The sequence below is a fragment of the Bacillus gobiensis genome (assembly GCF_001278705.1).
GTDB lineage: Bacteria > Bacillota > Bacilli > Bacillales > Bacillaceae > Bacillus > Bacillus gobiensis.
The window spans coordinates 4,247,513-4,262,201 of sequence record NZ_CP012600.1; the positions used below are offsets into that span (position 1 = coordinate 4,247,513).

Consider the following 14,689-nt stretch of genomic DNA (forward strand, 5'->3'; position numbering starts at 1 on the left):
TGGAAAAACGGAGGCGAAAATGAACAAACTTCCGCATCAATATCCTTTTCTATTCATTGATCGGGTAGTAGAGGTAGTGCCTGGAAAAAGCGCACTTGGGTATAAATACATTTCCAATAATGATTGGTTTCTCATTTCACAAAACGGAACGATGCCATTTGGACTGATCATTGAAGCTCTGGCACAGCTCAGTGCATATGCAGCAGCTGAAAATAATGAAAACAGCCTTGGTTTGTTATCTTCTATTAAAAACGCTAGCCGGGAAGGTGATGTTCATGCTGGAGACAGACTCGACTTATTTTTTGAGGTCATCAGGTTTAAAAAAGGATTTCTGTTTGGCACGGGGACAGCATCGGTTAATGGCAATAAGATAGCGAAAGCAGATATCGGAATATATATTTCGCATTAATGTAAAAGCCCGATTGGTTTATCTAACAAACAGCGGAGATTGAATCCCTGGATTCACCTCATATTTTCTCGCTTCTTTCGAATGTGCTAAATGACGGCTGTTGATTCATAATAATGTTGTTAGACTTAGAAGAAGTGGAAAAACCATATAAGGAGGAATTAATTTGAGCAAAGCAGAGCAAATGATGAAAGATTGGCTCCAGCACCGCAATGTTCTGGAAGAATTGCTAGAATTAATCGACGACGAACATATTGATTTTAAACCGTGGGCCGATGCCATGTCGCTTGGCGAGCTTGCCTTGCACGTTGCAGGATGGAATGATGTATTCGTTTCTATGGTCAAGACGGAAAAACTTTCTGTACCGGACATACCTAAATGTGAGACGATGGCAGACGTACGAAAAGCTGTAAAGGATTTTACTGAAAAAACGAAGGCTACATACGAGATGTTTACCGACACGGAATTAGAAGCTGAAAATAGTTCGTCGCACCCGAAGCTCCAGGGACCGAAAAAGAGATATCTTACTGCGATGTATGATCACGAAATTCACCATAAAGGCCAACTTTTCATGTATGCCCGCATGGTTGGTGTAAAAGATGTGCCGTTTTTCCGCTAAAGAATTTAGGAGGTAGCTTTAGGCTATCTCTTTATTTTTCTTTAAAAAATGTCCTTTGAAAAAAGGACAGTGGTAATATTTATTAATGGTTCTCTCAGGTCCATATTGAAACGAAATAAGTTTATTTTCGCTTCGTGATAGATCGATCCTTTGTTTTATGCTTTTTCTTTTCATCTTTCATATTTTCTTTTACCTCTTCATCTGGAATTGGATCAACATGGTTGTCATTTTTCACATTCTCCGCCAGTTTTTCTTTTTCTGTCTTTTTTTCTCCCATTTTCGATTCACCCCTTGTTATTTTATTCCCCTATTATGAAAGAAAAAAACTTATATAGCATCCGGTATATGTAAACTGAAAATAAATAGTAGTTAACAATCACTTGTTATTGGATTACACTAAAACTTAAGAAATATCTGGGATTTTTAGTGGAGGAATGGTTCAAATGAAAAAGATGTTTATTTCTATAATTGTTGTAGTCGCTATTATTGTCGCCGGAATTTATTCTGTAAAACACTTTTATGAAACGAAAGCAAATGAAATCGCAGATAAAACTGAACAATATTTAATCAACCATCCAAATAAGAAAAAAGAGGAGATTAAAGAGGTTAAAGGATTAAATTCGAAAGGTGGAGATTATGGAGTATTGGTCAGAGTGGTCTATAAAGATACTCCCAACATTCATCACTTCTATAAACAAGTAGATGGTAAAATTGTCTATGACGGAAATGAAGATATAAGTAAAGCAAAAGAACCAGTATTATAATGTAAGACTTCCGACTTTTTGTCTTAAGAGAATCGATGATGAAAATTTATAGAATCATAGAAAAGTAAATAGAACATTTATTTGTGAAACGCTTTCATATAGATTATAATGAACTAAAACGATTTACTAAATCAGTTTGTGGGGAGGGAGGAGAAAAAAGAAAAAAATTAACAGCTGAAATGAAAGCGGAAACAAACCCCGATGAATAGGATTACATTTACTTAATTAATAGAATGAAAGGATGTAATAAAATGATAGAAACTACTGTTTCACTTGAAGAATTAACAGAATTAGTCGTCAAAAAATTAACGGAGGCAGGCCTTAATGAAGAACATGCCGAGGTTGTGGCAGATGTCTTGGTTCATGCTGATCTTAGAGGGGTAAGCTCCCATGGCGTATTGCGTACGGAGCATTACGTAAAGCGTTTAACGAATGGGGGATTAAATCCCGATCCTCAATTTTCCGTTAAAGAAACAGGTCCTTGCTCAGCTATTTTTGACGGTAACGATGGGATGGGGCATGTTATTTCAAAAGAAGCAATGGAATACGCAATCCAGCTTGCAGAGAAGAACGGGATCGGTATGGTGGCGGCCATCAACAGCAGCCATTGTGGAGCGTTATCTTATTTTGTACAGCAGGCGGCCGATAAAAATATGATTGGTATGGCGATGACTCATACGGACAAAATTGTCGTGCCATTTGGCGGTGCCAAGCCTTACTTCGGAACAAATCCAATCGCTTTCGGTTTTCCGGCAAAAGAAAATAAGCCCGTCATTCTTGATATGGCAACAAGCAATGTAGCTTTTGGAAAAGTATTGCACGCCCGTGAAGCAGGTCATTCAATCCCAGCCGATTGGGGAGTTGATGAAAACGGAAGGCCGACAACAGATGCGGACAACGTTTCCGCCCTGCTTCCATTTGCAGGACCAAAAGGTTACGGCTTAGCGATGGTCGTAGATATTTTGTCTGGTATTTTAACCGGCTCTGCATTTGGCCCGCATATCACGGCTATGTATGGCGATTACAACAAAAAACGTCATCTGGGGCATTTTTTCTGTGCGATCAATCCGAAGGTGTTTACCGATGTAACCGGCTTTTTAACCAATATGGATCAAATGATTAATGAGCTGCATGATATAACGCCTGCTGCTGGCTTCGATAAAGTTATGGTCCCGGGAGAACCTGAACAGATTCGGGAAAATACACGGCGCAAAGAAGGGATTCCTGTAACAGATTCTGTTTATCAATATCTTATTCAAAAGTAAGAAATGGGTCTTCTAACTCCTTTGCCCGGGACACATTCTTGTATTAGAATATGAAGTGGATCAAAATAAAAATAAGCGAGGTAATTTTTACGTGCCAGATAGCAAAGGAAACGAAAAAGATCTAAAGCTGATTGCATTGGATATGGATGGGACTCTTTTAAATCATGAAAATGACATTTCGGAAGGAAACAAGCAAGCAATTTCCGAGGCAATAAAACAGGGGATTCATGTGGTCATTAGTACTGGGCGTACAATTATGACTTGCAAAAAGCTAGTTGAGCCGCTTAAACTTTCATCTTATGTGATTACAACGAACGGAAGTGAAATCTGGGATTCGGATTTTGTTCTCGTTGAGCGCCAGCTGCTAGGCTGTGATCATATCGAGCAAATGCTCAATTTAAGAAATACCCATAATACGAGTTTTTGGGCCGCGAGTGTAGATAAGGTATGGAGAGATGAGATCCCCGAAGACGTTACGAAACACGAATGGCTCAAGTTCGGTTTTGATATTGAAGATGACGAAATTCGCGAAAAAGTATTAGAAGAGCTTAGAAAAAATACTGGATTGGAAATATCAAATTCCAGCCCGACAAATATTGAAGTAAATGCAGTCGGGATTAATAAAGCCGCTGCGTTAGTAAAGGTTACTGAACGCCTTGGGCTTACAATGGATAACGTAATTGCTATGGGAGACAGCTTAAATGATATTGCCATGATATCAGAAGCAGGAATCGGTGTAGCTATGGGAAATGCACAAGACATCGTGAAGGAAACAGCCGATTGGGTCACAGATACTAACGTGGAAGATGGAGTAGCTAAAGCCATCAGACATTGGGTGTTGAATCCAAAGCGATCATCTGTTTAATTTAAAAAGGGCCAAGCGCTCTTTTTTTATTTGAATAAATGACCATAACTTTCATTTCATACGGGGAAAAGCTGAAATTTCTCATCATTTTACCAATCCCATCTTGAGTGATAGAATAATATTGGGAATAAAGAACAAAAATCAGGAGTGACTAAAATGAAGGTATGGCTGACCATTTTTTCTCTGGGAGCATTGTTTATTCTCGGGGCTTGCGGCAATTCAGCTGATGAGAATACAAAGGACGGAGAAAAACAGGAGGCAGCAGAGCCAAAAGCAAAGGATTCGTCCTCTGCTGACCAATCGTCGCAAGGGGAAGAGAACAAGGATCAAAATAAAACAGAGCATAAGGATCACAATAAAGAAGGCGGCAATCAAGATCCAGAAACAAATACAGAAACAAATAAACCAGAAACAGGCGAGAGACAGGAATCAGAAGTTGCGACGATTCAAAATCCGGAGAATGTTGAAGCGATGGTCAATCAAAAAAATGTGCTTCCTTCAGATTATGAACCGAAAGATCTCGTTAAGCCCAATGTGAAATTTTCATTTGCTGAGGATATTGAAAAGAGATATATGAGGAAGGAAGCTGCCGGCGCTTTAGAGCAGCTGTTTAAAGCCGCTAAAGAAAATGGACATGATCTTTTCGCTGTTTCAGGCTATCGTTCGTATAAGCGACAAGAAGAAATTTTAAACAATGCGATTCAAAAAGACGGCGAGAAAAAAGCGAAGGATTCCGTCGCCATACCTGGCCAAAGTGACCATCAAACCGGGCTGGCCATGGATATTTCAAGTCCCGCTGAAGGATATGGCCTAGATCAAAGCTTTGGTGATACACCGGAAGGAAAGTGGGTTGCTGAACATGCATCTCAATATGGGTTTATCATCCGCTATCCTAAAGGAAAAGAAGATGTCACCGGTATTATCTACGAACCATGGCACCTGCGCTACGTAGGGGAAAAAGTTGCTGAAGAAGTAGCTGCAAGCGGTCAGACATTAGAAGAATTCTATGGAGACAAACGTAAATTCTAACACAAACCCCCGGGAAGGATCCCGGGGGATTGACTGTGATAAGACATTATATTTCAGTTAAATGCATCTCATCAGGATCACGGTATTGTCGTTCGTTTTTATCTAACTCATCAATATGTGCTAAATCCTCATCATCGAGAGAAAAATCAAACACGTTAAAGTTCTCTTCGATTCTCGATGGAGTGACCGATTTTGGAATGACAATTACATCGTTTTGAATATGCCAGCGAATAATAATTTGTGCAGGAGATTTCTTGTGCTTTTCGCAGAGAGATTGAATGACTGGGTGGTTGAGCAACTCTCCTCCTCTCATAATCGGGCTCCACGCTTCAATGAAGATATCATGTTCCCTGCAAAATGATTTCAATTCATTTTGGCTGAAGAATGGATGGCATTCCACTTGATTGACAGCGGGTTTTATGCTGCATTCCTTTAATACGCGTTCCAAATGGGGGATTTTAAAATTGGAGATTCCGATCGCACGGATCCGCCCATCCTCATAAAGCTTTTCTAAGGCACGGTACGTTTCTATGTACTTGTCGCTCTTCGGCATCGGCCAATGAATGAGATACAGGTCAATATAATCAAGCTGCAGCTTATTTAAACTTGTTTCAAAAGCTTGTAATGTTTGCTCATATCCTTGATCACTATTCCACACCTTGGTAGTGATAAAAAGTTCCTCACGCGGGAGACCAGACTCCTTAATCGCTTGACCGACACCTGCTTCATTTTTATAGACTGCGGCTGTATCAATCGACCGGTACCCGACTTCAAGTGCTTTTTTTACTGCACGAATCACTTCTGTTCCTTCTTCTGCTTTATAAACCCCTAAACCAAGCTGGGGCATTTTTACGCCATTATTTAAAAGTACGTCCATTGGTACCACTCCTTCTTTTGTTTCGAATCATTTCTGCTTACCCGATGGCGCCGGCCAAATCGTAAGGAGAAAGGTCAATATCAGTCGGTTCGTTCAATGCAAGCTTTGCAAGCTGTGATCCTATGTACGGTCCCATCGTAAGTCCAGAAGCACCTAAGCCGTTTGCAGCCAAAACATTTGGGAAGTTTGGCAAATTGCCGATGACAGGCAAAAATCCTGGTGTGAATGGGCGAAAGCCGACTCTGGTTTCAACAAGCGTGCTATCGTCCAGACCTGGTGCCACTGCTAGTGCCTTATCAAAAATCTCCCGCAGCCCGCCGGCTGTTACTCTGTGATCGAAGCCGACATCATTCTCATGGGTAGCTCCGGCAATAATCCTGCCATTTTCGAAGGAAAGCAGGTATTGGTCATTTGGAGGCATAACGACAGGCCAATTTTCTGTTTTTGCATTCGGGGATTCAAGGTGGACGATCTGTGCTTTTTGCGAAGAAACCAAAAAATTGACTCCAAGCGGCCTTAGAAGTTTCTCTGCCCAAGCGCCGGCAGTAACGATGATTTTATCTGCTTTTATTATCTCATTGTCAACCCGGACGCCAGCCTTATTGTCATGTCCAATATACAGTGATGCCTCACCATTGATAAAATGGACTCCCCGCTTTTTTGAAGCCAAGTTTAGAGCATTTCTCAGACGACGTCCATCGACTCTGGCAGCCCCACTCACATAAACTGCTCCGTAACCGTCAGCTAACGGAGGAAACTTAGCTTTTGCTTCATCGGAAGAAAGCAGAGTGATGCCGCCAATTTCAGGCGCATCCTCTCGTCGTTTTTCAGCACGTTTTATCATTTCGGATAATTTCTTTTCATCCGTATGAATGCTTAGCGCACCAACTTTTGCATAGCCTGTATCTGTTTCTCCGTCAGCTTCTAATTCAGCAATTAAGCTGGGGTAATACTTTGCGCCTCCTTTCGCCAATTGATACCATGCTTTGTTGCGCCGCTGTGACAGCCAGGGGCATACGATACCTGCAGCTGCGTCAGTAGCTTGGCCTTTATCCTTGCGGTCGATCACAGTAACTTCTGCACCGGATTTGGCTAATTTATAAGCGGTAACAGAGCCAAGCACTCCCGCTCCTATAACAATACATTTGTTCACCGAAAACATCCTTTTCATTTTTCCATTTACATTACCATCATACATATCTTAAGCCATCCAGTTCAAATAAATTAAATCCGTTTAAACTGTTACTTACTTGTTAACAATGATGAAAGACATATTTTAGGGGGTGTATTATGGATTATCTACATATAACCACTGAACTTATTATTGGATTTTTTGCTTTATTTCTTGTGACGAAGATATTAGGAAAAACCCAGTTTGCACAAATCACACCGTTTGATTTTATATCAGCACTAATACTTGGAGAAATGGTTGGAAATGCGATTTTTGATGAAAATGTGAGTGTCTGGGAAATATTATTTGCAGTAGCCGTATGGGGAATTTTAATTTATATAATAGAACTATTATCGCAAAAGTTTAAAGGGCTAAGGGGGCTGTTGGAAGGACAGCCAGCGATAGTTATCGGTAAGGGGAAAATTGATTACCAGGCTTTAAAAATAAATAAATTGGATATCAACCAGCTTCAGACGTTAGTCCGTGAAAAAGGATATTTTTCAATAACGGAAGTTGAGTACGCGCTCTTAGAAACGGACGGTTCAGTTAGTGTATTGCCGAAGCATCCCAATTCTCCGCTGACAAAACAGGATTTTGATATCAAATATAAACCAGTTTCTTTGCCGATCACATTAATCCTTGATGGTGAGTTAGTCAAAAACAATTTAACGGAGGCTGGATTTGATGAGGATTGGCTGAAAAAACAATTGGAAGCTGAAAATATTCATGATTACAAAGAGGTTCTTTACTCAGAGTGGCATGAAATCAGAGGGCTTCATATTCAGCGCAGTTAGAGGCATTATCTCGCATTAACGGGCAGTAAGACCCCCATCTCAAGGTTATGAGTGAAAACGTACAATCCTAGGCGGGGATAACTGCCCATAAAAGCTAGGATTGGCTTCAACTCACAATCAGTGGGGATGAATGTAAGAAGGCTAATTACTCAGGCGTCTTGTGCGGGCACCTTCACTAGAACCACTGATTGAAGTTTTACTTTATTATTCGATAAGGGATAAAAATTAATTCTGTGTTGATTTCATGAAAGTATCATGGTATCTTAATGTTACTAACCCTATCAGTTAAATATGAATTCTTCTTATCTTGAGAAGCGGAGGGACTGGCCCTGTGAAGCTTCGGCAGCGGACTTACATGATAAGTACTGTGCTAATTCCTGCAAGCAATAGCTTGAGTGATAAGAATAGGTAATTGAATATTTAGATATTCACAGCCTCTTCTTATGCAGTTTAAAGAAGAGGCTGTTTGTTTTTTTAATGAGGGGAAAAGAAAAATCATGGAGGGATCAGTATGGGCAAAATTTACGTGATTCATGAAAATGATGAATGGACGTTACATTTAACAAAGCGTTTGGACGAACTGAAGCTTCCATATGAAGTGTGGAATTTAAATGAAGGCTCAATTGACTTGACAGAAGAGCCCCCTGAAGGCGTTTTTTACAGCCGAATGAGCGCGTCTTCCCATACGAGAGGCAACCGATTTGCGCCTGAATTCACTGCAACAGTACTCGATTGGCTTGAAGCGCATGATAGGAAGGTTATAAACGGGAGCATGGCTTTAAAACTTGAATTAAGCAAAGCGGCTCAATACGCCGCATTAAGTCGAGATGGAATCCGTACCCCTGAGACAATAGCCGCTGCCGGGAAAGAAGAGATTATTAAAGCGGCGAAATATTTAAACAAGACATCTTTTATTACAAAGCATAATCGTGCGGGGAAAGGATTGGGCGTCCAGCTTTTTCATTCGATTGAGGCTTTAGAAGACTATGTTTATAGTTCAGGTTTTGAAGAGCCGATTGATGGAATTACTCTCGTTCAGGAGTATATTGAATCCCCTGATCAGTCAATTATAAGGTGCGAATTTATCGGCGGGAAATTCTTATATGCTGTAAAGGTTGATACGTCTGGAGGATTTGAGCTTTGCCCGGCCGATGCTTGCCAGATTGGCGATCAAATCTGCCCGGCAGATGGAGAAGCGGTTTCGAAACCGAGTTTTCAAATCCTTGCTAATTTTCATGAAACGATTATTGAAAAATATGAAAACTTCCTGCAGCAGCAGCAAATCCTTGTAGCAGGTATCGAATTTATTAAAGACAAGGATGGGAATCTATATACCTATGATATTAATACAAACACGAACTACAATGCCGATGCTGAAAAAGCGGCAAATGTTTACGGAATGCTGGAGCTGGCAAACTATTTAAAAAGAGAATTGGAAATACCATATTTTTATCACCCTTATGCATTATCAAAATAAACCGCCAATTTCCGGCGGTTTATTTTCTATCCTAAGAAGCAGTTTACTCTACGAGACCTTAACTCTCATTCTCTATTTAAGTCCAACAACTTTCCGAACTTTTTAACGAAGGATTTCCAATTTATAACGTACGATGTTCGCCTTGCTTGATATCATGTATAATAATTTATATCAATTTCAAAAAACAATTTTTAAATACAAGGTGAATACAATATGAAAATAGCTTTTTTTGATTCGGGAATTGGCGGAATTACAGTGCTTCACGAGGCAATGAAGCAGCTTCCTAGGGAGGATTTTGTTTTTTTTGCCGATACCCTTCATGTTCCATATGGGACTAAATCAAAGGCAGACGTAAAAGAATATGTGAAACAATCTGTAGAAACGATCCGAGAGGAAGAGGTAAAAGCTCTTGTTATCGCGTGTAATACAGCAACGAGTATCGCAGTTTCTGAATTAAGAAACACATATGATTTTCCGATTATCGGCATGGAGCCGGCGGTTAAACCTGCTTTGGAAATAAGCCGATCTGCCGGAAAAAGAGTACTCGTTTTTGCTACTCCGCTAACACTGAAGCAATCAAAATATACACAGCTGGTATCTCGAATCGATGATCAGCGTCTTGTAGATTCCCTGCCGCTGCCGGAGTTAGTTGAGTTATGTGAGCGATTAAACTTTGAGAGCCAAGAAGTGATTGATTATTTTACAGAAAAACTTTCATCGTTTGATCTAAACAACTATGGCACAGTTGTTCTGGGATGCACCCATTATCCGTTTTATAAACACGTTTTACGAAGTATTTTGCCAAACCACATTCAAATCGTTGATGGAAGCGTTGGAACTGTTCATCGATTAGCGGTTATATTAAGTGAAGCCGGACAATTGCATGCAGACGGAAATGCAGACACAAAATTTCTTTGTTCAAGTCAAAATCCAGATTACATAAGGAAAATGGAAAAGGCGCTTACATTCATTCAAAACCATGAATGATAAGCCTTATTTGATGCACAGCCGGGCACTTTTAGAGAAGCGTCCGGCTGTTTGTCGTTTTTCAAAACACTTCACATGTTTAATAAGAATTTTCCTGAGGAATAGTGTATTACGTAATCACATAAATAGGAGGAATTCAAAATGAATAATTTAACACGTTTTCCAAGCGGACAGCCTGCACAAGAACAAAACAGGCAACCTGGAATTGAAAGTGATATGAATCCAACACCTGTTTATGAAGACGAGAATCATATAGGAACAGGAAAATTAAAAGACAAGGTCGCTTTAATCACAGGGGGCGACAGCGGAATCGGACGTGCGGTATCCATCGCTTATGCAAAAGAAGGCGCAGATATTGCGATTGTCTATTTAGATGAACATGATGACGCAGAAGAGACAAAAGCGAGAATCGAAAAAGAAGGCGTAAGATGCTTGCTTATTCCAGGGGACGTTGGCAGTGAGGAATTCTGCAACGAAGCTGTGGAAAAAACAGTGAGTGAACTTGGAAAGCTGGACATTCTTGTCAACAATGTTGCAGAGCAGCATCCGAAAGACAGCATTAAAGAGATTTCCAGTGAGCAGCTGGAGAGAACGTTCCGAACAAACTTCTTTTCCTTTGTTTACTTTATAAAAAAAGCTTTAGATTATATGAAGCCTGGAAGCGCGATTATCAATACAACATCAATTAATCCTTATCGTGGAAATCCGTCCCTGATTGATTACACCAGCACAAAAGGAGCAATCAACGGTTTAACAAGATCACTTTCCCAACAGATTGTAAAGGACGGAATCCGCGTAAATGCGGTAGCACCGGGACCGATTTGGACACCATTGATCCCAGCTACATTCCCGGAAGAAACAGTAGAATCATTCGGGAAAAATACGCCAATGGGCAGAGCGGGTCAGCCCGTAGAACACATCGGAGCCTATCTATTATTGGCATCAAATGAAGGCTCTTATATGACTGGGCAAACGATTCATGTCAACGGCGGCGACTTTATTTCCACGTAAGGATTAGCGAGAGAGGATGGGATGGATTTCCCGTCCTTTTTTTCTTTTTAAAAAGGAAAGATTGCGCATATCGGCCTAAGATCGCTTATAACCAGCCTAACATCGCCCTTCCTCACGCAGTTTTTTACTATTTTGCCTATCCGTTAAATTTTTGCCGTTTAAATTTCGAACCTTGGTGGAAAATAAATAACTATGGAGACAATACAAAGGAGTGGCTAAAAATTGACTCAAGAACAGATTAAACAAAAAGTATTGGATGTACTGGAGAATCATAAGGTAGGATCACTGGCTACGGTTATAGATGGCAAGCCTCATTCAAGGTACATGACGTTTTTTAACGAGGGTTTAACGTTATTTACTCCAACAAGCGAAGATACGCATAAAGCTGAAGAAATCGAGGCAAACCCTAACGTCCATGTGCTTCTCGGTTACGATGACAATGGTTTTGGCGATGCGTATGTTGAATTTTCAGGAATTGCAAAATTTAATTCCAGCAAAGAGCTTAAGGATAAAATTTGGAGCGAAAAGCTGGAAAGATGGTTCGACGGAAAAGATGATCCGAATCTTGTCGTTTTGGAAATCAAGCCGACAAACATCCGGTTGATGAATGCCAATGAAAATACTCCGCAAACTCTGGAGCTATAAAAAAACTTGCGTTCATTGGAAATTTATGCTATGATTTACACTTAGAAAACAGAAGCAAATGAGAAAGTAAACTGCTTTTTTCTATTTAAACCTTATTCTTTGTTTTCTAATCTGCCCCTAAATGATTAGAAAAAAGACTTTTTGTTTCACAATTCAAACTGGCGCGGCTTCGGAGCCGCAAGGACGATTGAGAGGTAGGGCTTTCGTTGTCTTGTTTTTTCAAGAATTTCCATGAAGTTTACTTTCGTATAGGATTTTACGGAACGAAATGCTATCCAAGACTCTCACTGGATAAGTGGGATAATGATAAATAAGATTTGCTTAAAGAATAAGATGTAATGTGCGCCTGACTTTGCTGTCAGGCGCTTTTGCGTGTTTGTACTGAAAAAATCAGTTTGGAGAAACCTTATTTAAGGATAGAATCCGAGGCTCCACTTTCATAAATAAAAAAATGAAACCATGCCGAACTTGAATTAGTCTAATGAAGGAACAAGGAGGTTTCCCCATGGAGTTTATAACTACAAACGTAATCATTATTTTCTTTTTTTTATTGCTCATTCATTCGGTCGAAACGCTTGCTTATACTACACGTCTTGCCGGGGCTAGAATAGGCTTGATTGCTTCGGCTTTATCGCTGTTTAATGTTATGGTCACTGTTTCGCGGATGTCGAATATGTTGCAGCAGCCATTTACAGGAGGGATTATTGATCATTCAGGAGAAAATGCCCTGGTTGTGGTCAGTGAACAATTTCGCGTGCTGATCTTTGGATCAACGGCAGGATCGATTATAGGAATGATTTTGCTGCCTACGTTTATCGCTGCATTTTCGAGGGCTATACTCCATTTATCAGAAGAAAACGGTTCAGTCCTCAATTTCTTTCGTAAAGGAATTTCTAATAAATGGTTTGCGCATGTTCGTAGGTACATAAAGCTGCCTTCAGCTCATTATTTTAAAGGATTTCATTTCCGGCTCATTCCGAAGCGGCTTTTTGTCTTAAATATGCTCATTACATCTATCTACACAATTGGTGTTCTCTCGGCTCTTTACGCGGGACTGCTTGCTCCTGAAAGGTCAACGACAGCTGTTACGGCATCAGGCCTTGTTAACGGGGTAGCCACGATTTTGTTGGCGCTGTTTGTCGATCCCAAGATTTCCGTGCTTGCTGATGGTGTTTCAAAAGGCAAGATAAACTACAAGTATTTAAAATGGACTTCGGTTACCTTAGTGTTCTCAAGGGTCTGCGGAACCATTTTGGCTCAAGTTTTATTCATACCGGCTGCCTATTATATCGCTTGGATGACGAAATGGCTTTAATTACTGCCAGTAAAGAAAAAAAACACTGCGAATGCAGCGTCATTTTTTCTCGTATTTACGAAGCCCTCTATCGTAAAAAAAGTTCCCAAAAGGCACAAAAGCAACAATTAAGCCGGCTGCTGTCCATTTTAGTGACCATCTCAATACAAACGTAACATACGCAAGAACAAGGATATACAATATAAACAATCCGCCGTGAATGCTGCCGACAATGGTCACTGCCATCGGAATGTCAGCCAAATGCTTAAGCGGCATAGCAATAAATAATAGAATAAGCAATGACATTCCTTCAAGAAAACCCATCGTTCTCAACCGTCCAATCGGTGTGCTTAGCATGTTTTTATAGCCCTCCTTAAACATCAGTTACTATAATAAATATAAACTATGAATGGGACAACTATGATGGGTTTTTATGAATCGTCAAAATAAATTCATTTTTGGAGCAGTTTTAGTGTTTCCTGAGTTGACAAGATGGTTGCAAATTCCCTGTTCAGGCTGCTTAAATGAACGTCATGAATAAGCTCTGCAGATAAGGTGCTTCCATCTATCCCCTTTCTTTCAAAGGTGGCCGTTGCGTCTGAAACGAGAATCATTTGAAAACCGAGATTGCTTCCCATTCTGACTGTGGTAGAGACGCAATGATCGGTTGTTAGTCCAAGTGTAATCAGAGCTTCGATTTTTTTACCCCTAAGATATTCCTCCAGCTTGGTCCCGATAAATGCACTATTCACGGATTTCGTGAATACCATTTCTGATTTTTCAGGTTCGAGCCCGTCGATAAATTTAGATGTAGGCGAGTGCTCGTAAAAAAGACTCTCATTATTCGTAGAGATATGTTTTACGTGAATGATAGTTTGTCCAACCATCCTTGCCTGCTTTAAAAGCTCGTAAGCATTTTTTTCAGCAAAAGGATTGTTTCTTTTCCCCCATGAAGGATCAGCGAATGCCTGCTGAAAGTCAATGAATAAGAATGCCGTATTCTTCATATTAAACCGTTCCACCAACTGGCTGGAGCTTCATAAGTGCCCCGAAAAATTGCTGTGCGGTTGTAAAGCAAATAAAAGCCACCAGCTCACTGATTTCTTCATCTGAAAAATGCTCTTTCAAAATATCAAACTGTGCATCCTTGACTTGATCTCGTTCATGGAGAAAAACCTCTGCAAATCCCATGGCACAGCTAAGCTTGATATCCTCTGGCGAATGAACGGGCGCTCCCTTTGTCTGGCAATAGGTGCAGCCGTTTCCTGTCGCTAACACTCTCCTTACTTGCTCCTTCAATTCAGGTGATAGCCTTCCTCCGTTGGCAAGCTCGCCATCTAGTGCATTCCATTTCTCTAATATAGAATCAGAGTGACCGAGCAGCTGGGAGAAAGGAGTAGTTCCGTTGGCCGACTTTTTTATTCTTGTCATATTGCCACCTCCTGTCATAATAATAGCTAAGAATGATAAGGTTTTACATCATAG

18 protein-coding genes and 1 riboswitch are annotated in these 14,689 nt (G+C 40.4%); of the genes, 12 read left to right on the top strand and 6 right to left on the bottom strand.

Annotated elements, in window-relative coordinates:
- Nucleotides 1-19 precede the first annotated feature (19 nt).
- Nucleotides 20-409 (top strand): 3-hydroxyacyl-ACP dehydratase FabZ family protein, encoded by a 390-nt coding sequence (locus tag AM592_RS21280; protein ID WP_053605630.1) that lies wholly within the window; start codon nt 20-22, stop codon nt 407-409.
- A 163-nt stretch (nt 410-572) separates the two neighbouring features.
- Nucleotides 573-1,025, top strand: coding sequence for a DinB family protein (locus AM592_RS21285; RefSeq protein WP_053605631.1), 453 nt, complete (start codon nt 573-575; stop codon nt 1,023-1,025).
- Between the two features lie 121 nt (nt 1,026-1,146).
- On the opposite strand, the gene AM592_RS24250 is transcribed toward AM592_RS21285, so the two are convergent.
- Nucleotides 1,147-1,302: a hypothetical protein gene (locus AM592_RS24250; RefSeq protein WP_098945271.1), complete on the bottom strand. Its 156-nt coding sequence runs from the start codon at nt 1,300-1,302 to the stop codon at nt 1,147-1,149.
- Nucleotides 1,303-1,468: 166 nt separating this feature from the next.
- On the opposite strand from AM592_RS24250, the gene AM592_RS21290 reads away from it, so the two are divergent.
- The 4 genes from AM592_RS21290 (at nt 1,469) to AM592_RS21305 (ending at nt 4,948) form a co-directional block, all read left to right on the top strand.
- Nucleotides 1,469-1,789: a DUF3139 domain-containing protein gene (locus AM592_RS21290; protein ID WP_053605632.1), complete on the top strand. Its 321-nt coding sequence runs from the start codon at nt 1,469-1,471 to the stop codon at nt 1,787-1,789.
- 251 nt (nt 1,790-2,040) lie between these two features.
- Nucleotides 2,041-3,054, top strand: coding sequence for an ureidoglycolate dehydrogenase (allD, locus tag AM592_RS21295; RefSeq protein WP_053605633.1), 1,014 nt, complete (start codon nt 2,041-2,043; stop codon nt 3,052-3,054).
- 91 nt (nt 3,055-3,145) lie between these two features.
- A complete protein-coding gene (locus tag AM592_RS21300) occupies nt 3,146-3,919 on the top strand; it encodes a Cof-type HAD-IIB family hydrolase (RefSeq protein WP_082364282.1) in 774 nt (257 codons plus the stop codon).
- A 156-nt stretch (nt 3,920-4,075) separates the two neighbouring features.
- On the top strand, nt 4,076-4,948 hold the full coding sequence (locus tag AM592_RS21305) for a M15 family metallopeptidase (protein ID WP_053605634.1): 873 nt from the start codon (nt 4,076-4,078) through the stop codon (nt 4,946-4,948).
- 46 nt (nt 4,949-4,994) lie between these two features.
- Here AM592_RS21305 and AM592_RS21310 read toward each other — a convergent pair whose 3' ends face one another.
- Nucleotides 4,995-5,825 (bottom strand): aldo/keto reductase, encoded by an 831-nt coding sequence (locus AM592_RS21310; protein ID WP_053605635.1) that lies wholly within the window; start codon nt 5,823-5,825, stop codon nt 4,995-4,997.
- 37 nt (nt 5,826-5,862) lie between these two features.
- Nucleotides 5,863-6,978: an NAD(P)/FAD-dependent oxidoreductase gene (locus AM592_RS21315; RefSeq protein WP_098945345.1), complete on the bottom strand. Its 1,116-nt coding sequence runs from the start codon at nt 6,976-6,978 to the stop codon at nt 5,863-5,865.
- A gap of 137 nt (nt 6,979-7,115) precedes the next feature.
- On the opposite strand from AM592_RS21315, the gene AM592_RS21320 reads away from it, so the two are divergent.
- From AM592_RS21320 to AM592_RS21345, 6 genes are all read left to right on the top strand, one after another.
- Nucleotides 7,116-7,790 (top strand): DUF421 domain-containing protein, encoded by a 675-nt coding sequence (locus AM592_RS21320; protein WP_053605636.1) that lies wholly within the window; start codon nt 7,116-7,118, stop codon nt 7,788-7,790.
- A 299-nt stretch (nt 7,791-8,089) separates the two neighbouring features.
- Nucleotides 8,090-8,195: riboswitch (SAM riboswitch) on the top strand.
- 106 nt (nt 8,196-8,301) lie between these two features.
- Nucleotides 8,302-9,267 (top strand): ATP-grasp domain-containing protein, encoded by a 966-nt coding sequence (locus AM592_RS21325; RefSeq protein ID WP_053605637.1) that lies wholly within the window; start codon nt 8,302-8,304, stop codon nt 9,265-9,267.
- A 213-nt stretch (nt 9,268-9,480) separates the two neighbouring features.
- The gene (gene murI / locus AM592_RS21330) at nt 9,481-10,254 is read left to right on the top strand and encodes a glutamate racemase (RefSeq protein ID WP_053605638.1); all 774 of its coding nucleotides are present in this window, start codon (nt 9,481-9,483) and stop codon (nt 10,252-10,254) included.
- Between the two features lie 141 nt (nt 10,255-10,395).
- Nucleotides 10,396-11,265: an SDR family oxidoreductase gene (locus tag AM592_RS21335; protein WP_053605639.1), complete on the top strand. Its 870-nt coding sequence runs from the start codon at nt 10,396-10,398 to the stop codon at nt 11,263-11,265.
- A gap of 222 nt (nt 11,266-11,487) precedes the next feature.
- On the top strand, nt 11,488-11,910 hold the full coding sequence (locus AM592_RS21340; protein ID WP_053605640.1) for a pyridoxamine 5'-phosphate oxidase family protein: 423 nt from the start codon (nt 11,488-11,490) through the stop codon (nt 11,908-11,910).
- 505 nt (nt 11,911-12,415) lie between these two features.
- The gene (locus tag AM592_RS21345; RefSeq protein ID WP_053605641.1) at nt 12,416-13,225 is read left to right on the top strand and encodes a lipid II flippase Amj; all 810 of its coding nucleotides are present in this window, start codon (nt 12,416-12,418) and stop codon (nt 13,223-13,225) included.
- 39 nt (nt 13,226-13,264) lie between these two features.
- Here the strand turns inward: AM592_RS21345 and AM592_RS21350 are convergent, their stop codons facing one another.
- The 3 genes from AM592_RS21350 to AM592_RS21360 all read right to left on the bottom strand — a co-directional run bounded on the left by AM592_RS21350 (nt 13,265) and on the right by AM592_RS21360 (nt 14,635).
- Nucleotides 13,265-13,561, bottom strand: a complete 297-nt coding sequence (locus AM592_RS21350; RefSeq protein WP_053605642.1) for a DUF3817 domain-containing protein — start codon at nt 13,559-13,561, stop codon at nt 13,265-13,267.
- A gap of 95 nt (nt 13,562-13,656) precedes the next feature.
- On the bottom strand, nt 13,657-14,211 hold the full coding sequence (locus tag AM592_RS21355; protein ID WP_053605643.1) for a cysteine hydrolase family protein: 555 nt from the start codon (nt 14,209-14,211) through the stop codon (nt 13,657-13,659).
- A gap of 1 nt (nt 14,212) precedes the next feature.
- A complete protein-coding gene (locus AM592_RS21360; RefSeq protein ID WP_053605644.1) occupies nt 14,213-14,635 on the bottom strand; it encodes a carboxymuconolactone decarboxylase family protein in 423 nt (140 codons plus the stop codon).
- Nucleotides 14,636-14,689: the final 54 nt, after the last annotated feature.